We start from the raw sequence: 25,848 nt of genomic DNA, 5'->3' as shown, positions 1-25,848 counted from the left end.
GTTCCCGGCGCATTGTTCTTGGATCAGGCAGCGGAAATCTCACCGCTTTCGATCTGCTCACGCTCGATGGATTCGAACAGGGCCTGGAAATTACCTTCACCAAACCCGTCATCCCCCTTGCGTTGAATGAACTCAAAAAAGATCGGGCCGATTACGGTCTTTGAGAAGATCTGCAGCAGAATGCGGGTCTCGCCGCCGTCCACAACACCCTCACCGTCGATCAGGATGCCGTGCTTCATCATGCGATCCAGCGGCTCTTCATGATCCGTTACGCGATCTTTCGACATCTCGTAATAGGCGGGGTTCGGTCCAGGCATGAATTTCAAACCGTTCTCGGCAATTGCGTCGGTTGAGGCATAGATATCCTCGCTGCCGACAGCGATATGCTGGATGCCTTCGCCCTTGTACTTCTTGAGGTAGGATACAATCTGCCCGGTCTCACCCCGGTCTTCGTTGATCGGAATCCGGATTCGACCGCAGGGCGACGTCAATGCGCGGCTGAACAGGCCTGTGAACTTACCCTGAATGTCGAAGAAGCGAATTTCGCGGAAATTGAACAGATCACCATAGAACTCGAACCATTTGTCCATGTTGCCCGTGTAGACATTGTGGGTCAGGTGATCGAGGTAATAGAACCCTTCACCGCGCGGCTTGGATTCCTTGATCCACTCGAATTCCTGATTGTAGGGCGATGTATCGTAATACTGGTCGATGAAATAGATCAGTGACCCCCCAATGCCCTTGATCGCAGGAACATCCATCGTTTTATCGTCCGCATCATAGGGTTCAGCCCCTTTCGACACAGCGTGTTCATACGCTTTCTGCGCGTCGACGACGCGCCATCCCATCGCCGGGGCGCACGGGCCATGCTCGGCTACGAATTTGTCCGCAAAGCTGTCCGGGTCGGCATTCAGGACATAGGTGACATCCCCTTGCTGCCAGAGTTCAACCAACGGTTTATCCTTGTGACGGGCCACCAGGTCGAACCCCATCTTTGCGAACAGATCGCGCAGTTCCTGCGGTTCGGGATGGGCAAATTCAACAAACTCAAACCCGTCGGTCCCGGCGGGGTTTTCGTCGCTGATCACAGATTTCGGGGCGTTATGCGGGAATGGACCCATGGCGCGTCTCCTTTGAAGACCGGAAATTTATTGCTGATTCAAAAATATGACTTTTCGAACGCTGTTTCTGCGCATTTTTTTCGTGTAAACTTAAGACTGACGCGCAAAATGCGCGCGAAACACTGAAAAAACGAGATTCCTCCGCACGTGCTGGACACAACCGACAAACGCCTGTTATCTGCCCTGCAAAAGGATGCGCATCTGACTGCGCATCAACTGGGTGAGATGCTGAACCTCTCGCCCAGTCAAGCGGGCAGACGCCGACAACGGCTTGAGGCCGAAGGCTATATTACGGGCTATGCCGCCCGGCTTGATCCGCTTAAGCTTGACTTGCAGGTGCAAGGATTTGTTCAGGTTCATCTGGGTACACATGGCCCCGAACAATCCCAAAGCTTTGCCCGTATGGTCGACACCCGCCCCGAGATAACCAGCGCCTGGACGATGACAGGAGAGGCAGATTACCTGCTGCATGTCTATTGTGATGATCTTTCCGCGCTCAACAGCTTGCTCCATCATGTCATCCTGCCGCATCCTGCTGTTGCCCGTGTGCAAAGCCAGATAGTGATGGACCAACTGAAACGCGACGCCCCCCTGCCCACCTGAACGGGATCACGAGGAGACTAATGGACGATTTTCTATATCAGGCTTCGATCTATCTGGCTGCGGCTGTGATCGCGGTGCCCCTGTCCGCAAGGCTGGGGCTAGGGTCGGTTCTGGGTTATTTGGCCGCCGGGATCATCATTGGGCCTGTACTGGGATTGGTCGGGGCCGAAACGGAAAACCTTCAACATGTTGCCGAGTTTGGCGTTGTGATGATGCTGTTCCTGATCGGACTGGAACTGGAACCCCGCGCCTTGTGGGATATGCGCGACAAGCTGCTGGGTCTGGGGGGGTTGCAGGTTCTGCTCTCAACAGCTGCGATTGCCGCCGTTGCCATCTATGCAAATCACCCCTGGTCCGTCGCGCTGGCAGTGGGTTTGACTTTGTCCTTGTCGTCTACAGCGATCGTCCTTCAGACCTTGTCGGAAAAGGGGTTGATGCAGACGAACGGTGGTCGAGCCACATTTTCGGTGCTGCTGACGCAAGACATCGCAGTCATTCCGATCCTGGCATTGTTGCCGCTGCTAGCCCTTCCAGCGTTACCTCATATCGAAGCAGATGGTTCGATTGACCGCGGTGTTGCCGACCTACACGGAGCAGGCCACCATAGCTTGTCTCTGGTCGAAGGGCTGCCAGGTTGGGCCGTCACTCTCGTCACGATAGGGGCTGTGGCCTTCGTCATTCTGGCGGGTGTCTACCTCACGCGCCCCCTGTTTCGCTTTATCCACGCCACCCGTCTGCGCGAGATGTACACCGCGCTGGCGTTGATGATCGTGGTTGGTATTTCCTTTCTGATGACGCTGGTCGGGCTGTCACCTGCCTTGGGCGCTTTCCTGGCGGGCGTCGTTCTGGCCAGTTCCGAGTTTCGTCACCAAATGGAAAGCGACCTTGAGCCTTTCAAAGGCCTTTTCCTGGGCCTCTTCTTCATCACGGTCGGAGCAGGCATTAACGTTGGCTACTTCTTCGACGATCCGTTTGACCTGATCGGCCTGGCGCTGCTTGTGATCCTGGCAAAAGGGGTCATTCTTTACCTTGTCGGCAAGGCATTCCGCCTGAGCGGGCGGGATCACTGGCTGTTCACACTCGGACTGGCGCAGGCCGGTGAATTTGGGTTTGTACTGCTGGCCTTTTCGACACAACAGAATGTCATACCGCCCGACCTGTCGCAGAAGCTGCTTATGATCATTGCGCTGACGATGCTGATCACCCCGCTTCTGTTCATCATCTATGACCTGCTGTCTCGAAAAATGGGCGACACCTCAAAGGAGCCCGAACCGGATGAGATTGATGAAAAAGGCCCGGTTATCATCGCGGGCATCGGCCGCTTTGGTCAGATCGTGAATCGTCTGGTACGCGCCAGCGGTTTCAAGACCGTTGTGCTGGACCACGATATCGAAACCGTTCAGTTGATGCGCCGGTTTGGCGTAAAAGGCTTCTTGGGCGACCCTACGCGGCCCGAGTTGCTACGTGCCGCAGGGTTGGAAAAAGCATCCGTTCTGGTGGCAGCGATGGATGACCACAAGCAAGTCACACGTCTTGTTGGTTATGCTCGACGGCAGCGCCCCGACCTGCACATCATCGCCCGGGCCCGTGATCGGACCCACGTCTACGAGCTGTATCAGGCCGGAGCCAACGACATCGTGCGTGAAATGTTCGACAGTTCGCTGCGCGCGGGGCGCTACGTGCTGGAGAATATCGGGCTGAGTGAATATGAGGCTTCGCAAGCCGAGCAGACCTTCTATCACCACGACCGGGCTTCTATGCGCGATCTGGCCGAACTGTGGGTTCCCGGAATGCCGACTGCTGAGAACAAGAAATACATCGAACGTTCGCAGAAGCTGGAAAGGGAACTGGAAACCGCGTTACTCGAATTGGCTGAAGAGCACGCCAAGAAATCTGCCTGACCCAGATCCGTGCCCGGGTCAGGCGACACCTTAACCGTCAGATACGCCTGCCTCGGCAAAGGTTGCCATGCCGGAATGGCAAGCCACTGCGCTTTTGAGAATGTTTATCGCCAGTGCCCCACCGGACCCTTCGCCCAAGCGCAGGCCAAGGCTCAGCAACGGGTCTTTGCCTAGCTTGGACAATACTTCACCATGCGCCGCTTCTGCGCTTTGGTGCCCGGCAACCGCATGGTCCAGCGCACCGGCCGACAATTTCCACAGGCAAGCGGCAGCGGCAGAGCAGATGAATCCGTCCAGAATGACTGGAATGCGCAATACGCGCGCGGCGGCAATCGCTCCGGCCATCGCGGCAATCTCGCGCCCTCCGAGGCAGCGCAGGATCTCCAGGCCGTCCTCTGACGCATGTTTCGCGACACCCTCAGCCACAACACGCGTTTTGTTGGCAAGACCTGCATCATCGACTCCGGTGCCACGACCTGTCCAGTCCTCTGCGTCTCCTCCAAACAGCGCGCAGGCGATGGCGGCCGCCGGAGTTGTGTTGCCAATACCCATCTCGCCCACAACCAGCAGATCGGCCTGCGGATCAACGGCCTGCCAACCCGTGCGCAAGGCGCTCAGCAGTTCTTCTTCACTCATGGCCGGAGCTTGAGTGAAATCCGTAGTGGGTGTGTCCAGGTCCAGCGCATGCACGTCCATCGTCGCACCCGCTGCCTTTGCCAGCTGATTTATCGCTGCACCGCCATGTTCGAAATTCATCACCATCTGCACGGTGACTTCAGGCGGAAAGGCCGATACGCCCTGCGCAGTGACGCCGTGGTTTCCGGCAAAGACGATGACTTGTGGTGCGCTAATCTGCGGACGGGCATCGCCACGCCATCCCGCATACCAGATCGCAAGATTTTCCAACCGCCCAAGTGCGCCCGGGGGCTTGGTCAGTTGTCCGTTTCGGTCAGCCGCAGCTTGCACCGCAGTGGCATCCGGCCCCGGTGCCGCCGTAAGAGCAGCGCGGAACGCGTTCAAATCATTCAGTTCAGGCAGCATGAAAGCCTCATTGCATCAGAGTGGTCCTGTGTGTTTAACCGAAGCACTGAATCCAACAAGACCCCGAAAGGCACGGGCGTGCAAAAAAACGACACGAAACCTTTTTCTCCGTGGGATATACTGCTGGCGCTGGTGCTGCTCACCCGCCTGCCCCTGCCGCGTTTGCCGGATCCCGTGTTTTCGAGGCAGGCACAGGCAACCTGGGCCTTTCCGCTTGTGGGTTTGGTCGTTGCGGGACTCGCCTGCCTTGTGGGGTGGAGCGCGCTTGCGTTGGGGCTGCCGGTAATGGCGTCCGCCGGTCTGCTACTGGCCACCCTGATCGCCACAACCGGTGCCATGCACGAGGATGGCCTGGCCGACACGTTCGACGGCCTCTGGGGCGGGTTCACCCGAGACCGCCGCTTGGAAATCATGAAAGACAGCCATATCGGGACCTACGGCGTGCTTGCCCTGATCATGTCTCAACTGGTTCGTATCTCGGCTATCGCGGCTTTGCTGACCGCTGATGCGGTGGGTGCAATATTAGCCGCATGTATTGTCTCGCGGGCGTTGATGCCTTTGGTGATGGCTGGCCTACCGCATGCCCGGAAGTCGGGCCTGAGCCATTCTGTCGGCAAACCTCAGAAAACATCCGTTGTCGCAGCACTGGGTCTGGCGGCGGCGCTTGCCTTCCTGCTCATAGGCATGGGTGCAATCGCTGCCATGGGCTTTGCAACAGCCAGCGCAGCAGTCTTGGCCATCATCGCCAAAACAAAGATCGGTGGCCAGACGGGTGACATTCTGGGAGCCACACAATTGGTGTCCGAGATCACCATTCTGCTAACCTGCGTTGCGCTGATTTAAGACGCACCCCCGGTTTCGATCCGCAACGTAGCGCCGCAATGTTTGCAATGCACCGCGTCCGGATCATGCCGAAACAAACCGCAGCTTGGGCATTTATGGCGTACTTTCTGGGGCATGAAAATTGCCTGTGCCAGCCGGACAAAAAGCGCCACACCCACCACCATGATAAAGACCGAAAACAGCTTGCCGCCCGGTGTGGGCAAGGTGATATCGCCAAATCCAGTGGTCGTTAGGGTTGCCATGGTGAAATAGAGCGCATCAATATAGGGCGTCTGCGAGTCTGCAGGAATGAAGAACACCAGAACGGCGGTCGAGGTCGCAAAGACGAAGACCAGCAGGTTGATTGCGGCAATAACGGCGTCTTCGTGGGTTCGAAAAAAATGGCTGTCGCGCCGTAGATCCCTCAGCAGGTGATAGGAATGGATCAACCGCAAGGCACGCAAGATCCTTAAAAACGCAAGGTTGCCAGTCAGGAACGGATCAAGCACAAGAGACACAATAACAACGATATCCGCCAGCGTGTAAATCTGGCGCAATAATTTCCGACGATCCTTGGCGATCCAAAGCCGTGCCGAGAAATCCAGCAAAATCAGAAAGCCGATCAGCAGGCTTGCAGCCGTGACGCCCGGCCCATTTGGAAAATGGGCCGTGGCGACAAAAAACACGATCGACACGATGTCAAACACGATCAGGCCATAGCGAAACCAGACCGAAATCGGATCATGTCCGATATACAGGTATTTCACCGTCTGCTTCATATCCGCCCTGTATCGTGCTGCATATAAAGTGAAATTAACGGTAGTTGCGCAAATCACCAAGCCACGAAAAAGGCCGCCCCAATTGGAGCGGCCTCAAGCAGTTTTTGTTGCGATCAGGCAGCGCGCGAGGTCAGTACTTCGTCAACCTGCTTCGCGGCCGAAACTTCGCCAGCCCCGGACACGGCTGCAACCTCGCGTGTCAGACGTTCCAGAGCAGCTTCATAAAGCTGACGCTCGGAATAGCTCTGCTCGCGCTGGTCATCCGTGCGATGCAAGTCGCGGACAACCTCGGCAATCGAGATCAGATCACCCGAGTTGATTTTCTGTTCATATTCCTGGGCGCGACGGGACCACATGGCGCGTTTGACCTTGGCCTTGCCCTTCAGCGTCTTCATCGCCTGGCTGATCACATCCGGCGAGCTCAGCGACCGCAGACCGGATTCGGTGGCCTTGTTGGTCGGCACGCGCAGAGTCATCTTGTCTTTCTCAAATGAGATGACAAACAGCTCGAGCGTGAACCCAGCGACATCCTGTTCTTCGATCGAGATGATCTGGCCTACGCCATGTGCGGGGTAGACAACATAGTCGTTCGGGCGGAATTCGAGCTTTTTCGACTTTGTCATTCAGTTTTATCCTTGCTTGCGGACCGGGACGCAGACAACAAAAGCACCACATGCGGGGACTGTCTCAGCCCCGTCAGGCGGCGTTTTTGTCATAAATTCACTACTCCAAAGCGAGCGTACTTTCGGAGCGCATCCCAATCTCGGTCATCATACAGATTGAGAGTATATCACAAAAATACGACACCCGAAAGTTTACCCTACGGGAATTTTTTGAATTATACGCGCATTCAAACAGTTACTTGGCGAACTTCGCGCCAAAAGAAGCAGCGCTGTGGCGAATCGCTTAACCGCCTTCGCCGGGTGCTTCTGAGAAATACTTCTCCATCTTGCCTTCTTCACCGTCACGTTCTTCCGCGCCGGGCAGCGGATCTTTCTTGGTGACGATGACCGGCCACTGTTCCGAGAACTTGCGGTTGAACTCGACCCATTGCTCCATCCCCGGCTCGGTATCCGGACGGATTGCGTCGGCCGGGCATTCCGGTTCGCACACGCCGCAATCGATGCATTCGTCGGGGTGAATGACCAATGTGTTCTCACCTTCATAGAAACAGTCCACCGGACATACTTCGACACAGTCGGTGTATTTGCAGGCGATACAGTTTTCGGTGACAACATAGGTCATGATCGGATTCCCGTTTGCGGTTTGAGCGACTAGCTAATTCAGTCTGGCCTACTCTTCAAGATAGGATCAGCGATCTTCTGTGCGAGAAAGATCAAGAGCGCGTCGATCTTTCTTGGTTGGGCGACCCTTTCCTTCAAACCCGGGATTCTTTGGAGGCACGTCCTGCTTTTCGGTCATATCGAGATACAACGTTTGCGCCTCGGGGGCCGGACCACGGCGTTCACCCAGTTTTTCCACGCGTACAACGCGCACGATACGGCCCTGAGGAAAGGTCAGAACGTCGCCGGGTGACACGGTCTGTGCCGGCTTCATCACCCGGTTTCCGTTCAATCGGACATAGCCGCCGCTGAGCTGTTTGGCGGCCAGGCTGCGGGTCTTGAAGAACCGCGCCTGCCACAACCATTTGTCGATCCGCAGCTTGGCATCAGCCATATTGCGTCAGTTGCCGTCCTTCAAACCCATCAGCGCAGCGGCGAACGGATTGTCGGGATCGATGGCCTTTTCCTTTTTCGGAGGCCGTGACGAGAAAGTCTTGGCACCCTGAGGTTTGCCGCCCTTCTTGCCGTGAGGCTTGCCGCGACCATCCTGAGGCTTACCACGCGGTTTGCCTTTACCTTGCCCTTGCTCACGACGCGGGCCACGGTTGGGTTGCCGCTGACGACCCCAGGTGAAGGTAAAGAAAACCTCAACCTCTGGCTCATCCGATGCGGCGTCAGACGCTGGTGCCTCGGTTGCCGCCTCGGGGCTTGTCGTGGTCTCGGCCGGCGCCTCTGCGGGTGCCACAACCTCTTCCGATGTAGCCTCTGCGGCTTGGGTTTCATCTGCGGCTGTGGCTTGGGTTTCATCTGCGGCGGCCTGATCAGGTGCCTCAGTCGCGGGCGTTTCCACAGGGGCCTGTTTGACCTTTTCACGCTCGCCACGCTCGGCTTTGTACCCCAAGCCTTGCATCAGGTCTGCGAACTGTTCCAACGTCATACCGGTGATCGAAAGCATATCCGGCTTGGCTTCGAACCCGCCCCGGCTGTCTTCGGCGCGCAGCATGTCGGCCAGACGTTCCAGCATGTCGATCCGGATCGAACGCTCGCCCGCATCGCGGTAGCCGCACATGGTGTCGTATCCCTGCGGCGCATCCTTGGCGATGGGCACAGTGACCAGACCCGGAGGCGGAGCTTCGGGGAACTCCAGCAAACCGCTGGACAACGCCCACAGCACCAGACGCAGGCGCGTGGGTGCGGGTTTCAGCAGCAGCGGCATGAAGATCGTGAACTGGCCAAACCGGATGCCGTGCTTGCGCAGCGCACCGCGGGAATCCTGATCCAGATCTTTGACCTCTTGCGCGACCTGCGCCCGGGGCAGTACGCCCAGCGCTTCGACCATGCGGAACGCAAAGCCCTTGGCCAGACCGGTCAGTTCTTCATCGCGCGACAGGTTCAGCAGCGGCTCGAACAGCGCGGCGACCTTGCGGTCGATGAAATGCTGCAACCGGCGCTGCACTTTCTGTTCGACCTCCGGCCCTGCGGCTTCGTCCACAAAAACTTCGACCATCGGCTTGAGAGACTCTGCCCCGGCAACCAGTTTGCCGACGGCGTATTCGCCCCACATCAGGCCACCCTGATCAGTGAAATCAATTTCGGTATCGGGCGCATTGTAGAAGCGATCGGCGCGCAGATGGAATTGCGGCGCGAGTGCTTGCAAGGACGCCGATTTCAGGGCTTTCGCCTCGGTTCCCTGCGCGCTTTTGTCCGGCGTGAACCGGAACCCTTCCAGACGACCGACGAATTCGCCTTCGACGGTCACTTCACCCTTGTCATTTACTTCGGCCAAAAGGGCCTCCTTCTGTTTGAGCCGGCGCAGCAAAACAGATGTACGCCGGTCCACAAATCTTTGAGTCAGACGCTCATGTAACGCGTCTGACAATCTGTCTTCTACAGTGCGCGTTTCGTCACGCCAATGCGATTCGTCACGGACCCAGCCGTTTCGTTGCGCAACATATGTCCAAGTGCGAATATATGCCAACCTTTTGGACAATGCGTCAATATCGCCATGGGTTTGATCGATCCGGCGAATCTGCCTTGCCATGAAGTCATCAGGAACGCCCCCCCTTTCATGCAAGTGGCCAAAGATCACCTCGAGCAAGCTGGCGTGTTCTGCATGGCTGATGCCGCGAAAATCGGGAATCCGGCACACATCCCACAGCAAACGGATGGATTGCGGGTCGCTGGCACGAGCGACGACCTCGGTCACTTGCGACAAGGATTTCAGCGCATTCAGGTCGTCCGCAGGGCGCGCTTTGGTCAGGTGCTCGTCATTTGGGCTGACCTCAAGCGAGGCGATCAGCGCGTCAGTTGAGCCAAACCGCAAGGCGGCATTCCGCCAGTTCAGCTTTTTCATCGGCGTGAACCGGCTGTCCATGATGGCCTGCGCCACGCCTTCGTCCAGTGGCGGAGCCTCGCCCGTCACGCCAAAGGTGCCATCAGACATCCCGCGACCGGCCCGGCCTGCAATCTGCGCCAGTTCGTTCGGGGCCAGCGGTCGCATCCGGCGGCCATCAAATTTAGTCAGGGATGAAAACGCGACGTGGTTCACATCAAGGTTCAACCCCATCCCGATTGCGTCGGTGGCAACAAGATAATCGACCTCGCCATTCTGGTAGAGATCGACTTGTGCGTTGCGCGTGCGCGGGCTGAGTGCGCCCATAACCACGGCTGCACCACCTTTCTGGCGGCGCAGCAATTCAGCGATGGCATACACATTTTCGACCGAGAATCCGACGATGGCACTGCGTGCGGGCATCCGGCTGATCTTTTTGGACCCCGAATAGACAAGCTGCGACATTCGTTCGCGCCGCACAAACTGCGCCTCGGGCACTAGGGCGGCAATCGGACCGCGCATGGTGTCAGAGCCAAGGAACAGTGTTTCATTTGTCCCCCGCGCACGCAACAGGCGGTCCGTGAAGACATGGCCGCGTTCGGGATCGGTGCAGAGTTGGATTTCGTCGATCGCGACGAAATCTGCCCCCATGCCATCGGGCATCGCCTCGACCGTGCAGACCCAATATTGGGTGCGCGGCGGCACGATGCGCTCTTCACCCGTGACCAGTGCCACAACAGACGGTCCGCGAATGGCGACGATCTTGTCATAGACCTCGCGCGCCAGCAGCCGCAGCGGCAAACCGATCACACCGGTGCGGTATCCCAGCATCCGTTCGATCGCATAGTGGGTTTTGCCTGTGTTTGTCGGGCCCAATACGGCCACTACTCGGGATGACCCGCTCACCATTGCCCCCTGCCCCGGACCTTACAGCGCTGCGCCTTCGATCTGAGGCTTCAGTCGATTCACCGCATTGGTTACTTCTTCGTGATGGGGATGTATAGCCAAGGCCCGCGAATACGCGTCATAGGCTTTCTGAGGTTCTCCGATAATCTCAAAGATCAAACCCAGCCCGTATATCGCCTCATAGTTGTTGGGGTTGAGGGTCAATGCGTGCTCCAGATCAACCGCCGCCATTCCGAACCGTTCCATACCGAAAAATGCCGAGGCGCGTACATGCCAGCCTTCTGCAAATTCGGGTGCGTGATCCGTCAACGCAGTCAGATGGTCCAACGCGGCATCAATATCTCCGCCATCAAGGGCTTCGCGACCGCGTTCCAATAGCAGATCCGCCGAGGCCGAGCCGGACTGCGCCCACAATGCTTGCAGTTGCCGGTCCAGTGCCATTGCCTGTTCGGGCGAGGACTCGGCCAGTTGCTCCAGCAGCGCGCCCTCATCCCGCAAATCCGCCTGTTGCGCGAGGCAACTGGTGGAAAACGTGACTAGGACAACAAGTGCCGCAACGGTACCTTTGAGATTGTGGATTGCAATGATCATAACAATAGTCAGTGTAGCGTTGCGACCGGGGATGTCCATTCACGGCGCACTAACAAAATGAGGAAAAGCATGAGCGAGATTCTTGAAAAGGCGGCAGCCGCGCTGAATGAAAAACTGGAAGGCGGCGCGTTCGATGCCTCGGCCAAGTTTGCTATCGCCGATCTGGGCGCAATTGTTTTGGACGCAGACGGCGCGCGGGTCAGCGATGATGATGCTGATGTCACCATGAGCGCAGACGCCGACACGTTCGAGCAAATCCTCAGCGGTGAACTGAACCCCACCGGTGCGTTCATGTCCGGCAAGCTGAGCATTGACGGCGACATGGGCGTTGCCATGAAACTTGCATCGGTGCTGGCCTGATGGAATTGACGCCGGCCCCTTTTTTTGAAGACGTGGCCGGCGGTCCCGCCGGTGGGAGCGCCCACTGGCTAATGACTACGGACCAGATACGAATCCGGGTCGGCCATTGGCTGCCCGAAGGCGATGCGCGCGGCACCGTGCTGATGTTCCCCGGTCGAACCGAGTATATCGAAAAATACGGAAGCACAGCAGCCGAGTTCATCCAACGCGGCTTTGCCATGCTTGCCGTTGATTGGCGCGGTCAGGGCCTGGCAGATCGCCTGCTGGACAATCCCCGTATCGGCCATGTCGATCAGTTCACGGACTATCAGCACGACGTTCAGGCCACGCTTGATTATGCCCGCTCGCTGAACCTGCCAAAGCCCTGGTACGTGATCGGACATTCGATGGGCGGTGCCATTGGTTTGCGGGCCGTAATGGCACAGAAATGCTTTGCAGCCTGCGCCTTCACCGGGCCGATGTGGGGCATTTTCTTCACTCCGGTCATGAAACCTCTCAGCCGTGTGACGGCCTATTGGGGCACTGCGCTTGGCCTTGGCGAAAAGACACCACCGACCACAACGCTGGAAAGCTATGTCCTGTCGCAGCCGTTCGAAGGCAACATGCTGACCCGCGATCCGGCGATGTTTCAGATGATGCAGGATCAGCTAAAGGCCCATCCCGAACTGGCGCTTGGGGCGCCCTCAAACCTTTGGTTGCGAGAATCGCTGAACGAATGTGCCTGGCTGATGGAACAACCCGCGCCTGACACGTCCGGCCTGACCTTTCTTGGCAGCCACGAACAGATCGTAGACCGCAAGGCCATTCGCGCACGTATGGAAAACTGGCCAAACGGCACATTGGTCGAAATCCCGGATGGCGAGCACGAAGTGTTGATGGAGGCACCGGATGTGCGTGGGCCGGTTCTGGATCAGATGGCCGAACATTTTCTGTCTAATCAAACCCGTTCTTCCGAGGGCTGAAAACCTGGACCCTTTCTTCCACCCGGAAGACTGGCCGCTTGTGATCCGTGCGCGCCAGCCCTAGATGTTTGCAAAAGCTATCTACAAAAGGTGATCCATGCGCGACCTTCCCTTTCCCGTCCGTGACGCAAACGCAATGGGCGGTGCCGACAATCTGGGCAATCTTCCGGAATGGGATCTGAGCGATCTCTACACCTCGGAAGAAGCGCCCGAACTTGAGCGCGATCTGGGCTGGCTGGAAGGCGAATGCGCCGCCTTTGCCGCGGATTACGAAGGCAAACTGGCCGATCTGGACGCAAGTGGCCTGCTGGCCTGTGTGTTGCGCAACGAAAAGATCAATTCCATTGCCGGACGCATCATGTCTTTCGCCGGCCTGCGCTATTACCAACTGACCACGGATGCCGAGCGCGCCAAATTCCTGTCCGACATGCAGGAAAAAATCACGATCTTCACCACACCGCTGGTCTTTTTCACACTGGAAATAAACCGGATCGAGGATAGCGCTCTGAAAGCGCGTCTCGGCGCCAATGCCGATCTGGCACGGTACGAGCCCGTTTTCCGCCGCATCCGTGCGATGAAGCCCTACCAACTGTCTGATGAGCTGGAAATGTTCCTGCACGATCTGGGTGTTGTCGGCGACGCATGGGAACGTCTGTTTGATGAAACTATTGCCGGACTGATATTTGTGGTTGACGGCGAAGAGCTGAACATCGAAGGCACCCTAAACCTGTTGACCGAGCAAGATCGCTCCAAGCGCGAAGCAGCTGCGCGCGAGCTTGCGTCGGTGTTTCAGGACAACATCAAAACCTTTGCCCGCGTTCACAACACGCAATCCAAGGAAAAGGAAATCGTCGACCGCTGGCGCAATATGCCCAGCGCTCAGACCGGGCGTCACCTGTCCAACGATGTCGAACCCGAAGTGGTGGAAGCCCTGCGCGAGGCGGTCGTGGCCGCGTATCCCAAGCTCAGCCACAGGTATTACGAACTGAAACGCAAATGGCTGGGTCTGGACGTGATGCAGGTCTGGGACCGCAATGCACCGCTGCCAATGGAAGACACGCGCGTCGTCAATTGGAACGAAGCCGAAAAGACCGTTATGGACGCCTATGACGCCTTCGATCCCCGCATGGGTGAGATCGCAGCCCCGTTCTTTTCGAAAGGATGGATAGACGCTGCGGTGAAACCCGGTAAAGCACCCGGAGCTTTTGCTCATCCGACCGTTACCGATGTCCACCCCTACGTGATGCTCAACTATCTGGGCAAACAGCGCGACGTGATGACCCTGGCGCATGAGCTGGGACATGGTGTGCATCAGGTGCTGGCCGCCGATCAGGGTGAGATGCTGTCCTCAACCCCGCTGACGCTGGCTGAAACCGCCTCGGTCTTTGGCGAAATGCTGACCTTCCGTAAAATGCTGGATCAGGCCGAAACCCCGGAACAGCGCAAAGTGCTGCTGGCCGGCAAGGTCGAGGACATGATCAACACCGTGGTTCGCCAGATCGCCTTCTACGACTTTGAATGCAAGCTGCACGCCGCGCGCCGTGAGGGCGAGTTGACCCCCGACGATATCAACGCCTTGTGGATGAGCGTTCAGGCCGAAAGCCTGGGCCCGGCATTTGAATTCATGGATGGGTACGAGACCTTCTGGGCCTACATCCCGCACTTCGTGCATTCTCCCTTCTATGTCTATGCCTACGCCTTCGGCGACGGCTTGGTGAATGCACTCTATTCGGTTTACGAAAGCGGCGCAGAAGGATTCGAGGACAAGTATTTCGAGATGCTGCGCGCTGGTGGGTCCAAACATCACAAGGAACTGCTGGCGCCGTTTGGTTTGGACGCGAGCAATCCCAAGTTCTGGGACAAGGGCCTGTCGATGATCTCGGGCTTTATCGATGAGCTGGAGGCGATGGAGGCCTAGTTACGTCTGGCCTTTTGTCGTCAAGAACACGGCAGCCACGATCAAAACCGCACCAAGGGCCGCAATCGGAGTGATTGTGGCCCCCAAAAACAGCGCCGAGTTAATAAATGTGAACACAACCGAAGCTGCAAACATCAAAGTTGCGGTCAAGGTTGAGACCCGCGCGGCGGCCTCGTACCACAGGTAATAGGCCAAAGCGGTAGGCAGAACGCCCAGCAAGATCAGAAAGACCAGGTCATTTGCCGTAGGAACCTGCAGCGTAAATGCCGCCAGCGGCAGCAGCAGCACACCTGAGCAAAGGAATATTCCGAACAGGAAGTTCAGGCGTTCCCCCGTCGTTTCCGAATTGCGCATCGCACGGCTGCTGGAAATCAGGAACACCGCCCAACTGAGACCTGCGCCGATTTCCATCAAGTCGCCGAACAAAGGCTCTCCGCCACCTTGGAAGTCTCGGTACACCGTTAGAAATACGCCTAAAATTGCCAATGCGGTGGCAAAAAAATCAGTACGCGTAACTGGCGTGTCTGCAAAGAAATAGAGGAACACCAGGACAAAGAAAGGTGCGGTGTTTTCAAGCACCATCGCATTGGCTGCACCTGTATGTTCCAACCCGATATGAAAAAGGATGTAGTTGACCACTGTGGACAGGACGGCCAGTCGAAAGTTCCAATCACTTAACCGGAGCGAAATCGAAACCCGCATGACCCGAAGCATGACGAAGATGGCAAGCGCAGCGATGAACAACCGCGTGACGGCAATCTGCAATCCACCAAGATCACTGGTCAAATAGCGAACGATGACACTGTGTGTGCCCCACAGAAACGCCGCGAGAAATCCAAGAACCAAACCGTTCTGCAAAAGGTTGGTCTTGGTCATGCTGATGCCTCGTTTACTTCAACTGGCTATCTTTTGACCCGCGCCGATTGACGCCGCCACGCGCCTTGAACGCGCCATCCCGGTCCTGCTGGCAATCCAGACACAGCTTGACGCCCGGCAAAGCCAAACGTCGTTTCTCGGGGATTGGCTCTTCGCATTCCGCACAATGGGTCAAGCTTTCGCCAACAGGACGCTTTTGCGCCCGCATCCGCGCCAGTTCGTCCGAAATCGACGCTTCGATCTGTTCGCTCACCGCGCCGTCGCGCGCCCAACCTCCGGCCATGGTCGCCTCCTGCAAGAATACCAAGCAAGATAGCCGAGGCAGCGCCATGAGAGCAAGTTACAGCGGCACCGCTCCCTCGAACACACGGTCGATCACCTCTTGCGTGCCGCGCGAAAACTCCAGCGGACAGGGGTACTCTGCCCCGTCCCGAACTGACCGGCAGAAGGCTTCGACCTGAAGCTTGTAATGATCTGCTGCGGGGAACCGGGTGATCTGAACCTCAAGCCCCGGCCGGTGCAGCTCGACCCGCGCTTCACCGAACACACGGGCATTGAAGGGCGTTGTCAGACGGATCACGCCGCGCTCGCCATGGAACACCATTTCCTGATAAGGGTGCGCTCGAATGGACACGTAAGCAGAATAGGTGAACCCGGGGAACTGGGCCCGAATTTCGGTAAAGACATCGATATCATCTTGCCAACGGATCGCGGATTGTACCGATACTGGCTCTGCCCCGGTGGCAAAGCGTGCGCCGCCGATCACATAGACGCCGATATCCCGCAGACCGCCACCACCGGTTTCAGCGCGGTTGCGGATGTTCCCGGTATCCGCCCGATTGTCAAAACTGAACGCGCCGGTCACGTGCACCAAATTCCCGATGGCCCCGTCCGCGATCAGATCGCGTGCCATCTGCCATTGGGGGTGATGCACGATCATATAAGCCTCGGCTGCAAGCAAGCCGGTCTGGTCACGCTTGGCAATCAACGCGCCAAACTCATCCGCGCGCAGGGTCATCGGTTTTTCGCACAGCACGTGCTTGCCAGCGTCCAGGGCCTTCAGGCTCCATTCGACGTGCAAATGGTTGGGCAGAGGGATGTAGATCGCGTCTATCCCGGGGTCTGCCAACAGTGCGTCGTAACTGTTGTGCACCTTGAGATCAGGGCAAAACGACAGAAATGGATTCGCCTTCGCTGTATCGGACGTCGCTAGAGCAGCCAACTGTGCGCCGTTGGCGGAATGAATCGCCGGCGCCATATATTCCCGCGCAAATTTTGCGGCTCCTAAAACACCAAACTGAACAGGTTTTGGCATCGCGCCCTCCATCCGTTTCTAAGTGACTTCAGTGCCGCCTTTTGTAGCCAAGAGTCAAATCACGGTGCGATTAAGCCGTGCACCGATCAACGCTACATATCTTTTTCAACGAGGGGAAAAACGAAACCAGCCCGCAAACGCATGCGGGCTGGTTTTTTGGTCAGCTGACGCTCAGCATCCCTTTTTCGCGAGCCAGATCCCGCATTTTTTTCTGCAACTTCTCAAAGGCACGCACCTCGATCTGGCGAATACGTTCGCGGCTGACATTGTATTGCGTGCTGAGCTCTTCCAGCGTCACAGGCTGATCCATCAAGCGACGCTGAGTCAGGATGTCCTTTTCCCGATCGTTCAGAACATCCAGAGCGGCAGTCAGCAACTCGCGGCGCGCTTCCAATTCGTCGCGCGCCTCATAATCGCCTGCCTGATCCGCATCTTCATCTTCCAGCCAGTCCTGCCACTGCATCGTGCCTTCGCCTTCGGAACCAACCGTGGCGTTCAGCGATGCGTCCCCACCGGACATCCGGCGGTTCATGCTGATCACTTCGTCTTCGGTAACGCCCAGATCCTCGGCGATCCGTTTGACATTTTCCGGGCGCATGTCGCCTTCTTCCAAAGCGCCGATACGGGCCTTGGCCTTGCGCAGGTTGAAGAACAGTTTCTTCTGTGCCGAAGTCGTGCCCAGCTTGACCATCGACCACGACCTCAGGACATACTCCTGAATCGAGGCGCGGATCCACCACATGGCATAGGTCGCCAGACGGAAGCCTTTCTCGGGGTCGAATTTTTTAACCGCCTGCATCAGGCCCACATTGGCCTCGGAAATCACTTCGGCCTGCGGCAGACCATAGCCGCGATAGCCCATGGCGATTTTGGCCGCCAACCGCAGGTGAGATGTCACCATCTTATGCGCAGCTTCGGTGTCTTGCTCTTCGACCCAGCGCTTGGCCAGCATATATTCTTCTTCCGGCTCCAGCAGAGGAAACTTGCGGATTTCCTGCATATAGCGATTCAGACCGCCCTCGGGCGTCGGTGCGGGGAGATTTGCGTAGTTTGCCATTATGATGTCCCTCCGACAAATGTTTAAGTCTTTAACATAGGATATGGGTAAGGAACCTATCCCATTCAAGAGGTGCTGCTATCAGTCTGAATTTAAACTTCTGTTAAGGAAAGATAAGAAGCTCTTACTCACGAGACTTTGCTTATTATGACAGCGGTATGCGAAGCCCTGCAATCAGGTTTTGCATGTCATCCGGCAATTCGGCCTCGAACCGCAGGGTTTCACCGCTGACAGGGTGTTCAAAACCCAAAACGGCGGCATGAAGCGCCTGACGGGGGAATTCACGCACAGTATCGGCGGCCGCAGCAGAAAACGCCTTGGCTGACAGTTTGCGCTTGCCGCCATAAACCGGATCTCCGACCAGCCCGTGCCCTGCATGGGCCAAATGCACACGTATCTGATGGGTTCGACCGGTTTCCAGCCAGCATTCGATCAGAGCCAACCCCGCAGGCGTTCCGAAGGTTTCGACAACACGCGCGCGGGTCACCGCGTGGCGGCCACCGTGGAACAGAACCGCCTGTCTCTGACGGTCGGTTTTGTGCCGCGCTAGCTGCGTTGTCACACGCATGATGTTGCCGGGCTCGAAATTGATCCCTTTGACACCGCGCAATCGGGGGTCGTTTGCGTCCGGCACACCGTAGCACACTGCGCGATAATACCGTTCAACGCTGTGGGCTGCAAATTGCTCGGCCAGACCGTGATGCGCTGCGTCTGATTTTGCAACCACCAGAAGGCCATTGGTTTCCTTGTCGATCCGATGCACGATGCCCGGACGTTTGACCCCGCCGACACCTGACAGATCGTCACCGCAATGGTGCAGCAACGCGTTCACCAGCGTTCCGCTGGGCGAGCCCGGCGCAGGGTGTACGACCATACCTGCAGGCTTGTTCACGACGATCACGTCCGCATCTTCGAAGACGACTTCAAGCGGGATGTCTTCGGGGCCGATATGGCTGTCTTCGGCCTCGGCCACGACGATGGTAATCTGCGCCCCTTCCGCAACTTTTGCCTTGGGGTCACGTGTCTCACTTCCGTCGATCTGAACCGCGCCCTCTTGGATCAGGCGGGCCAACCGGGTGCGCGACAGGTTTTCACCGTCTGGCACATCCCGGGAAAGCGCCTTATCAAGGCGAGGCGGCGGATCAGCCGCGATCTGAAACTCAATCTGGCGGGTGCCCATGACTGTCCCTTCCGAACCCCAAGAACCGCAGGAAACACCACAGTTGCGATTGCTGCGGCGGATGGTCATGCTGCTGACCGCGGTGATGATTGGCGGGGTTCTAGTGACATTCGCCCTGATTGTCATCCGCCTATCGGACCGCACCCCCACCCTTCCGGATCAGATCGATTTGCCGGGCGGCGCAAAGGCGCAGGCGTTGACCATCGGCTCCAACTGGTATGCGGTCGTCACCGATGACAACCGTGTTCTGATCTTTGACAAAACGACCGGAAAGCTACGTCAGGAGATCGTGGTTGAGTGACCCCCATGCAGCAACTCATCCACATACGTGATCTGACACGCCGCTTAGCTGTTGCTGGGGAATAAGGCTGTTCCGGTCCATGCCGCGCCCAATTGCTGATCCAGCGCATCTGAACGTATTTTCTGCTTTCCCGCGAGCGGAGACAGAGCAACCTCGCGCAAGCAGATCCTTTCCTCAATCAGGCTGAAATCTACTCTGGCAAGTTCGACATCTTTTGCCATGGCTTCCGCGATCCGGATCATATCATCGAACTGCGCGGGACGTGGCTCTGTGTCAGAACTGGTTGGGAACAACAGCTCATCCGCCAAGTATGTGTAGTTACGGTCATGCAGCATCTGAATACGTCCGCGCCCCCGGTCACGATCAACCTGCACCAAGTGTACGCGTCCGACGATCACCCAGAACCGCCATTCGCTGACTGATTGATCACCGGCTGACAGATCTTCTTCGAGGCAATAGATGGGTTGACTGGTGACGCGCCACCAGTCGCCAGTCCAAAACCCTTCCGGCGTTTTGGTCTTGTGCCACGCGGCCAACTGATTGTTTGCCGCATCACGCTCAGCATCTTCCAGAGGAAGCGACACCCCAATCCTGTGCGCCGCGCTGGCTGAGCCTTTCAAGCAATACTCTCCAGGCTCGCCTTCAAGCGCGTCCGGCAACGTCGGAGACTGTGCATGCCACACCCGCTTAGGCACGGTCAGAATATCCGGCACCTTTTCCAACTCTACGTCATTATCCGCGACAAACGCATGAGGGACGGCCCCGAACAGCCTCATGATCAACAGCTTTTCCGAAAACGTGCTTGGGTCACAGAGGTCGGGTAGATGGCGGTGGCTTTCGGCATAATTGAACATAGACAACGCAAGCGCGTTCAGCCGCGCCGCGTCGCTGCCGTAGAAATCCCAGCCACGCGAACAGCCCGGAGGCGGCGGATCGTTTACACAATAGAGATTGTCGGTCGTGATCTTATCGAGTTCGGCCTGCGCCGCTTTCAGATAGTCTTCCCTGTCAGACAGCAGGGCCGTGGACATTGCACCGCCCGTGGCCTTTCGGATGTCCTCGGTTGTTGCGCGCAGCGCGGGTAAATTGGCCGGGAACTCGATCGGTTTGGGCCCCTTTCTGCCGTGGCGCGGCAAAGGTGCATCGCTGGCGCGGATGCCTAAGTTCCGCAGGCGTCTGTCGAGGAATGAATGCCGTTTGATACCATTGGCGATCCACCACCGCATCCGGCGGCCCCACAAATGCACGGCAAGAGTGTCATCCTTGATATAAGTGCCTCTGAATTCGCGAACGTGAATGTCGTTGGCTTGCCCAGCCTGACGGAACGGCAGCGGATAAAACACGGGGATTGGGCTGGCATGTTTCAGCTCGTCATGTTGGCGCAGATACCAGGTCATGACGCCTGGACCGTAAACGCTGTGCTCCTGATCTGACGCGTGCGGCAACTCACCTGCGCGTTTCATGCGCTCCAGCTCTTCCCGTTCTTCTCCTTCGACCCAAGGGCGGATCGGGTAAGGGTCTTCGCTGTACTCCACATAAGCGTTCAGCGCCGGACTGTCGGGCGGCAGCCGCATCACGGCGTTGCAAATCGTGTCTCGGTTGAAATAGCCAAAGATATGATCCGCTTTTGGAATCGGGGCCAGCGCCACAACATCCGTATCGCACCACAGGAAATCCGTCTTCTTCATCAACTGCAATCTGAAGATGTCGGATTGCGGTACAGGTGTATTGAACTGATTGTTCACAATGAACTGTTTCGGCTCATGCACTTCATTGGCCGATACCAGTTCAACACCTGAAGGCACGTTTTCGACCTGCCCGTAGTGAAACAAAACAAGCCTGTGCCCCTGTTCGACAAAGGACAACATGCACATCTGCTCCAGAAAACTCAGGCGGCCTTCCATCCAGAGCATACCAATCGTCGGAAGAGAATGATCCGCAGCCATTAACGTATGTCTCCGAAGGGCGTTTGACTAGGATTCTGGTTGCTGTTCGCCGGTCGTGTGGATCGTCTCAGTCGAAAGCCGTTCCCGCACGATGCGATCTTTTCCGACAAATTCCACGGCCGGCGTGGCCAGTAATTTCTGGTACAGCTCATGATAATCCGGTTGTTTCAGAAGTTCGTTGATCAGCGCCTTGTGCCAACGGAACGATTTTCTGTGCAACCGTTTGAGCCGATCATCTGAACGAAACTCCTCCAGCACCGCATCGACTTCGTCCTTGTAGCGCAGGATTGTTTCATCCGTCGCACCGCCACGGTTCCAGCGATCCCAGTAATCCGTTCCCAGCGTCTGGGACGAATGGTTTGCCCTGCCCCGGCTTCGCTTGGCCAGATAAGCCTGGGTAGAGCGAACGGCGTAATGGTTTATTTGTGCGACTTCGAGGCCAAAGGGCGGTGAGACATGGTTGCCGAAGGGCGCAGGTTCTTTCGCGTGCCCCCCGGGCACGGATCGAAACATCGCCGCCTGAAATTCAGGTTTAGGATGAGGGTTGTGCAAGCCGAAACGCAAATACAGCTCACCCTGCCGGAACAAGGACTTTACGAAACGACGCCCTGCCCCACCGTGTTCATAGTCCAACTCAGCATCAAAGAATTGCTGCGTGACAGGTTTATCCCGCAGCACGTGCCTGCCGCTGTTCGAAAAAATCTTCCAAGGGATTGAGATGACGTCAACGCCCGGCGTTGCTTCGATCAGATCATCAACTTTGTGATTGCCAACGTGGATGTTCAGAAACTCATCCGCATCGCCAACGTAAATCCATTTGGCTTCTTTCACGACCGGCAGACGGCGCGCCTGTCTGAGGGCGGATCGGTGAATCCCGCCTGTTCCAACGCGGTTTTTATGAAACTCGACATGGCCCATGTCCTGCAAACGGCGAAGTATCTGGTTTGTGCCGTCTGAACAGTCATTGGTGTAGACAATTATCCTGTCGAACCCCAACACCTTGTGATGGGCGACCCATTCCAAGATATAGGGCCCTTCGTTCTTCATCGCTGTGATGAGGATTTTTTCCGGCTTGTCCATCGCTGCCCCTCAATCCCGCGGATTAATTGTCCTGACCTTTGTCGTTGTCCTGCGGGACAATCTTTTCTATCGCGATCTGAGCGCCGGCGATCGCCCGGATGCGCAGCTCTCGGGGGTGCTTGCCTAGAAACTCGTTGACCGCGCGGATCACGCCGTCGCCCCACCAGCCACGGCGATGGTAATCGTCGAACGCCATGATTCCGCCGGGCTTGATCTTGGGAAACAGTGCCGCCAGATCGGCGGTCACGCCCTCATAAGAATGGTCACCATCGACATAGGCAAACGAGATGCTTTCGTCTTCAAACAGCGCCAGCGCGGGAACCGAGAAATCGCGGATGATACCGACCTTGCCCTCTTCGATCTCTTTTTCGAAAGATTTGACCACCTTCTGAAAGATGGCCTCCATCTTTTCATCTTCGGTCCGCCCGACGAAAGCCGTTGTATGGGACTCTTCTCCAATATGCTTCCATGGGTCGATGAGAAACAGCTGACTGGGTTCAATAAGCTTCAGAATGGTCGGAGAGAACGCCCCCTGCCAGACACCGATCTCAACCGCGACGCCACCCTTGGGTAGGCGCGAAAGGAACGTGCGGCGGATCGCTTCTTTACTGTTCTTCCGCTTGGTCGCCTTGTCAGCCTTTGGTTTTTGCTGGCTGCCGGGTGCAACACCGATAACCTTGGGTTCGTTTGACATCTCGACCTCACTTACAGACGGGCATTCGGTTCGCTCAAAACCCGTTTTGTTTATTAAGCCATGGCTATCATGTCATCCTATCAAGAACCAGAAGCTATGTGTCCTTTTTGGGAAGTGGCGGCAACTTGTCGATACCAAGCCACGGTGGCTGCAAGCCGGTTATCCTGTATCTTGAAGCATTTCGCCCCAGAAAGCTGTTTATTGCCGCATTCATTCCTGAATAGGACCCGCCTCCGTGACGGCGATAGGACGTAAATGCGATACTGCCGCCCGGCGCAAGAACCCGGTCGATGCGACGCAAAAGCTGGCTCATCACCTGCTCTGTGCGCACCCCGCGAATTATGACAACACCGACACTTTCATCTTCAAAAAGCTTAAGCATCAAAGGTGGCAGTGCGCGGTAGACTTTGAGGCGCCCGGCCAGGATCGGCTCGCGGAAATACTCCAGCAACGCATAAAACGTGCGATCAAGCGCCTGTAGATCCGGATCCTGCGAAGCATCCGCGCAAGTGAAGCTGTCCCAAGACAGCCCCCATGGCGCTATGAGCGTCAAATGCGCGACGGCATCCAAGGCAAGTATTTCCTCAACGATTTCCGTTTCGACATGCCCGATCAGCGCCCAGTTTTTCTTGCCACTGATGGATTGCAAAAAGCTTTGACGCTGGTCTTTCGTTCTTTCAATCTCAGGAGAAGCAGAGGGCAAGAAAGCCGGATCTTTCGGGTCAAACGGCAATGCAACCTGCTTGGCATCGGTAATCTGCGCGTGTTGCGTCGCAGCCTCTTCATGGTCGAACGTCGTACCAAGGGAATCGAGGCGAACGAACCAAGGGAAATTGTTCGGCTTGGAGTTCTCGGCCTTGGACATTTTGCCCAGGCGCGTCCACTTTGCAACCTGAGCAAATGTGATTTCAGGGTCTTTGTAGAGTTCGGTGTTGAAGGACAAATCACCATCTTCCATCACACCAAGTTCCAGTGCCTTGACATAGCGCCCGCTGTGAAACCGTCTGAATTTCGCGACAAATTCCTTCGCCACATCGGTCTCGAGAAGGCTTGCGATACGGTCTTTGTGATACGCAACCGCCTGCTCGTGCAACTGCCTCAGAACTGAATCTGACTGCAGCTTTTCGTAAACCCGGCGCAGGCGTGCAACTTTTGACAGGATCGAGGTTTCTTCGATGTCGTTATAGCAATGCAGTCGCCAGTACGCCTGACCGGTTGCTTCCATCTTGGGATGAAAACTCGAGGTATTCACATCCCCTCGCAACCGTTTCATCAGATAGCTTTCCACTGACCGCACTGCATAGTGGTTCATTCGAAAAAGTCTGCGCCCAAACCCGGCCCCCGTCGAGGAATAAGCCCACCCCCGTCGACGCATCGCAGGAGGCAACGGATCACCATCGCCATCGATCCAAGTAAAACGGTCTGCCTTATTGGGTATTGGTCCACGCGGTCGATGCGTACTGATTGTCCGATACGATCCGTTGTTTCGGAACAAAGACTTGAACGCCCGCAAGTTGTGTGGACTGACAGCTCCAAGCTCACCCGCACGGGTAAACTGCTCAACAATGAACCGGTCTTCGAATTCAACAACCCCGTTGTGCCCAAATAGCTGCCAAATTGCCGTAAACCCATCTGCATATGGCAATGCACGAAACAGATCGTCCAAAGTCCCTTCTCCGATGCGGATGTCAAAAAACTCGTCAACGTCACACACCAATATCCACTCGGCCTCTTTGCACCATGGATGTTTCATCGCATTCGCGTAAGCCGAAGCCTGAGGCCCGAATTTCCAAGGCCCCGGATTGTCGGTATGTGCAAGAAACCCCAGTTCCTGACATCGACTCAGGATCGCGTCGGTGCCGTCCGAGCAATCATTTGAATTGACGATGAAGTGGGTGAAGCCGATCGACTGGTAATAGGCAATCCACTCGAGGATGAAAGGGCCTTCATCTTTCATAGTGGAAATGACAAGTCTCATTCATTCACCCTGCAACCATGGCACACTCTATCTGCATCACAGAAAACTGCATCATCACAGAGGCGTAGCGCGCATTCCCTTTCAGCCGTGTTACGGGCCACCGAATGGCATTGCAAGTGGACAGGCCCGGGCAACAAAGCCGGGCATTGCGGCCGTTTGCAAGCGTACCCTCTGCTCACCATCACCGGATTGCAAACAAAACGATTGTCATTTGAAGGAAGACCAAGGTTGGTTCGGTCGAAAAACGCATTTACTGAGTCAATGCGTCGGTTGGTGAGACAGGGTCATTTACTTCCAACAACTTAACAGTCTTTCTGTTGGTTGGTACTTTAAGCCAATTTCTGTCGTGCTCCTCAGTCGCCTCAGATACTGCGAGTTTGTAGGTCAGCGCAATCGCCTGCCGTCGGTAAATCATCCCTTGGTTCGGGTTCTGGGCTGGAAAGGTGCTAACAAGCTGGTCAAGGCGTTTTCCGGAATGATCCTGCAGCCGTCCAATTGCCGTTTCGTCGTGCGCGCCGCCTGTAACAGTCGACCCCGAGAAATGGCAGCTGAGGGCCATTCGCCGAAGGAAATCGCCCATGGTGTCGACCTATCCGTCGATTGGGTGCGCGAGATCCTTTTCGGTAAGTAGCAAGTTTAGTTGCAACTTTTTGGGTGAGCTTTGCACTACATTACTGTTGCTATCTTCTCATGGGTAGTTCGACGGTGTTTGAGAAAGCTAGGGCCAGGACCCATTGATTTCCAGCTAGCTGCGTGATTCACGGCTCGAAAACCGAGCAGTGAACATGTCTGATCTTTTCCG

General features: G+C 56.6%; 25 protein-coding genes. 7 read left to right on the top strand and 18 right to left on the bottom strand.

Translation table 11 applies throughout. The annotated features are described in order from the left end of the window. Positions 1-23: 23 nt before the first annotated feature. Positions 24-1,121, bottom strand: a complete 1,098-nt coding sequence (gene hppD / locus AC2FLD_RS12245; RefSeq protein ID WP_496673654.1) for a 4-hydroxyphenylpyruvate dioxygenase — start codon at positions 1,119-1,121, stop codon at positions 24-26. A gap of 147 nt (positions 1,122-1,268) precedes the next feature. Between hppD and AC2FLD_RS12240 the strand changes: the two genes are divergently transcribed. Together AC2FLD_RS12240 and AC2FLD_RS12235 are read left to right on the top strand one after the other, a co-directional pair. After that, positions 1,269-1,724: an Lrp/AsnC family transcriptional regulator gene (locus tag AC2FLD_RS12240; protein ID WP_050603634.1), complete on the top strand. Its 456-nt coding sequence runs from the start codon at positions 1,269-1,271 to the stop codon at positions 1,722-1,724. 20 nt (positions 1,725-1,744) lie between these two features. Further along, positions 1,745-3,625, top strand: coding sequence for a monovalent cation:proton antiporter-2 (CPA2) family protein (locus tag AC2FLD_RS12235; RefSeq protein WP_496673657.1), 1,881 nt, complete (start codon positions 1,745-1,747; stop codon positions 3,623-3,625). Between the two features lie 30 nt (positions 3,626-3,655). On the opposite strand, the gene cobT is transcribed toward AC2FLD_RS12235, so the two are convergent. Next, complete coding sequence (cobT, locus tag AC2FLD_RS12230; protein ID WP_496673660.1) at positions 3,656-4,666, bottom strand: nicotinate-nucleotide--dimethylbenzimidazole phosphoribosyltransferase; 1,011 nt, start codon at positions 4,664-4,666, stop codon at positions 3,656-3,658. Between the two features lie 78 nt (positions 4,667-4,744). Here cobT and cobS point away from each other — a divergent pair, with 78 nt between their 5' ends. Next, positions 4,745-5,509, top strand: coding sequence for an adenosylcobinamide-GDP ribazoletransferase (gene cobS / locus AC2FLD_RS12225; protein WP_496673663.1), 765 nt, complete (start codon positions 4,745-4,747; stop codon positions 5,507-5,509). Here cobS and AC2FLD_RS12220 read toward each other — a convergent pair. From AC2FLD_RS12220 to AC2FLD_RS12195, 6 genes are all read right to left on the bottom strand, one after another. Next, positions 5,506-6,267: an ion channel gene (locus AC2FLD_RS12220; RefSeq protein WP_496673666.1), complete on the bottom strand. Its 762-nt coding sequence runs from the start codon at positions 6,265-6,267 to the stop codon at positions 5,506-5,508. The genes cobS and AC2FLD_RS12220 overlap by 4 nt on opposite strands. Before the next feature lie 113 nt (positions 6,268-6,380). Further along, entirely contained in the window at positions 6,381-6,890 is a 510-nt protein-coding gene (locus AC2FLD_RS12215; RefSeq protein WP_050603638.1) for a CarD family transcriptional regulator, read from the bottom strand. A 283-nt stretch (positions 6,891-7,173) separates the two neighbouring features. Beyond that, positions 7,174-7,512 (bottom strand): ferredoxin FdxA, encoded by a 339-nt coding sequence (gene fdxA, locus AC2FLD_RS12210; protein ID WP_170451366.1) that lies wholly within the window; start codon positions 7,510-7,512, stop codon positions 7,174-7,176. A gap of 66 nt (positions 7,513-7,578) precedes the next feature. Further along, positions 7,579-7,944 (bottom strand): RNA-binding S4 domain-containing protein, encoded by a 366-nt coding sequence (locus AC2FLD_RS12205; RefSeq protein WP_496673669.1) that lies wholly within the window; start codon positions 7,942-7,944, stop codon positions 7,579-7,581. A gap of 6 nt (positions 7,945-7,950) precedes the next feature. Beyond that, a complete protein-coding gene (locus tag AC2FLD_RS12200; protein ID WP_496673672.1) occupies positions 7,951-10,791 on the bottom strand; it encodes a helicase-related protein in 2,841 nt (946 codons plus the stop codon). Between the two features lie 18 nt (positions 10,792-10,809). Further along, on the bottom strand, positions 10,810-11,418 hold the full coding sequence (locus AC2FLD_RS12195; protein WP_496673675.1) for a tetratricopeptide repeat protein: 609 nt from the start codon (positions 11,416-11,418) through the stop codon (positions 10,810-10,812). Between the two features lie 30 nt (positions 11,419-11,448). On the opposite strand from AC2FLD_RS12195, the gene AC2FLD_RS12190 reads away from it, so the two are divergent. The 3 genes from AC2FLD_RS12190 (at position 11,449) to AC2FLD_RS12180 (ending at position 14,619) form a co-directional block, all read left to right on the top strand. Then, on the top strand, positions 11,449-11,739 hold the full coding sequence (locus tag AC2FLD_RS12190) for an SCP2 sterol-binding domain-containing protein (protein WP_050603643.1): 291 nt from the start codon (positions 11,449-11,451) through the stop codon (positions 11,737-11,739). Then, positions 11,739-12,701, top strand: coding sequence for an alpha/beta hydrolase (locus AC2FLD_RS12185; RefSeq protein ID WP_496673678.1), 963 nt, complete (start codon positions 11,739-11,741; stop codon positions 12,699-12,701). The genes AC2FLD_RS12190 and AC2FLD_RS12185 overlap by 1 nt, the downstream gene beginning before the upstream one ends. Before the next feature lie 97 nt (positions 12,702-12,798). Then, positions 12,799-14,619: a M3 family oligoendopeptidase gene (locus AC2FLD_RS12180; protein ID WP_496673681.1), complete on the top strand. Its 1,821-nt coding sequence runs from the start codon at positions 12,799-12,801 to the stop codon at positions 14,617-14,619. Here the strand turns inward: AC2FLD_RS12180 and AC2FLD_RS12175 are convergent, their stop codons facing one another. From AC2FLD_RS12175 to AC2FLD_RS12155, 5 genes are all read right to left on the bottom strand, one after another. Next, positions 14,620-15,495 carry a DMT family transporter gene (locus AC2FLD_RS12175; RefSeq protein WP_496673684.1) on the bottom strand — a complete coding sequence of 292 codons (876 nt, stop codon included), beginning with the start codon at positions 15,493-15,495 and terminating at the stop codon, positions 14,620-14,622. It abuts the gene before it with no gap. 13 nt (positions 15,496-15,508) lie between these two features. Continuing rightward, positions 15,509-15,778, bottom strand: a complete 270-nt coding sequence (locus tag AC2FLD_RS12170; protein WP_496673687.1) for a DksA/TraR family C4-type zinc finger protein — start codon at positions 15,776-15,778, stop codon at positions 15,509-15,511. Between the two features lie 57 nt (positions 15,779-15,835). Further along, the gene (locus AC2FLD_RS12165) at positions 15,836-16,810 is read right to left on the bottom strand and encodes a Gfo/Idh/MocA family protein (RefSeq protein WP_496673690.1); all 975 of its coding nucleotides are present in this window, start codon (positions 16,808-16,810) and stop codon (positions 15,836-15,838) included. Between the two features lie 160 nt (positions 16,811-16,970). Then, a complete protein-coding gene (rpoH, locus tag AC2FLD_RS12160; RefSeq protein WP_050603648.1) occupies positions 16,971-17,867 on the bottom strand; it encodes an RNA polymerase sigma factor RpoH in 897 nt (298 codons plus the stop codon). A gap of 145 nt (positions 17,868-18,012) precedes the next feature. Then, positions 18,013-19,047, bottom strand: coding sequence for an RluA family pseudouridine synthase (locus AC2FLD_RS12155; RefSeq protein ID WP_496673693.1), 1,035 nt, complete (start codon positions 19,045-19,047; stop codon positions 18,013-18,015). Between AC2FLD_RS12155 and AC2FLD_RS12150 the strand changes: the two genes are divergently transcribed. After that, positions 19,046-19,348 (top strand): DUF6476 family protein, encoded by a 303-nt coding sequence (locus AC2FLD_RS12150; RefSeq protein WP_496673696.1) that lies wholly within the window; start codon positions 19,046-19,048, stop codon positions 19,346-19,348. The two genes, AC2FLD_RS12155 and AC2FLD_RS12150, sit on opposite strands and share 2 nt — an antisense overlap. A 44-nt stretch (positions 19,349-19,392) precedes the next feature. On the opposite strand, the gene AC2FLD_RS12145 is transcribed toward AC2FLD_RS12150, so the two are convergent. The 5 genes from AC2FLD_RS12145 to AC2FLD_RS12125 form a co-directional block, all read right to left on the bottom strand. Continuing rightward, positions 19,393-21,294, bottom strand: a complete 1,902-nt coding sequence (locus AC2FLD_RS12145; RefSeq protein WP_496673699.1) for an ATP-grasp fold amidoligase family protein — start codon at positions 21,292-21,294, stop codon at positions 19,393-19,395. A gap of 27 nt (positions 21,295-21,321) precedes the next feature. Then, on the bottom strand, positions 21,322-22,374 hold the full coding sequence (locus AC2FLD_RS12140) for a glycosyltransferase family 2 protein (protein ID WP_496673702.1): 1,053 nt from the start codon (positions 22,372-22,374) through the stop codon (positions 21,322-21,324). Positions 22,375-22,396: 22 nt separating this feature from the next. Then, positions 22,397-23,068, bottom strand: a complete 672-nt coding sequence (locus tag AC2FLD_RS12135; RefSeq protein WP_050603652.1) for a class I SAM-dependent methyltransferase — start codon at positions 23,066-23,068, stop codon at positions 22,397-22,399. A 94-nt stretch (positions 23,069-23,162) separates the two neighbouring features. Beyond that, entirely contained in the window at positions 23,163-25,046 is a 1,884-nt protein-coding gene (locus AC2FLD_RS12130) for a glycosyltransferase family 92 protein (RefSeq protein ID WP_496673705.1), read from the bottom strand. Between the two features lie 250 nt (positions 25,047-25,296). Then, positions 25,297-25,626: a hypothetical protein gene (locus AC2FLD_RS12125; RefSeq protein ID WP_496673708.1), complete on the bottom strand. Its 330-nt coding sequence runs from the start codon at positions 25,624-25,626 to the stop codon at positions 25,297-25,299. Positions 25,627-25,848: the final 222 nt, after the last annotated feature.

The sequence above is a fragment of the Ruegeria sp. CDSA021 genome (assembly GCF_059612325.1).
Note: the sequence above shows the minus strand (reverse complement) of the source record. Positions and strands in the feature narration are given on the sequence as shown.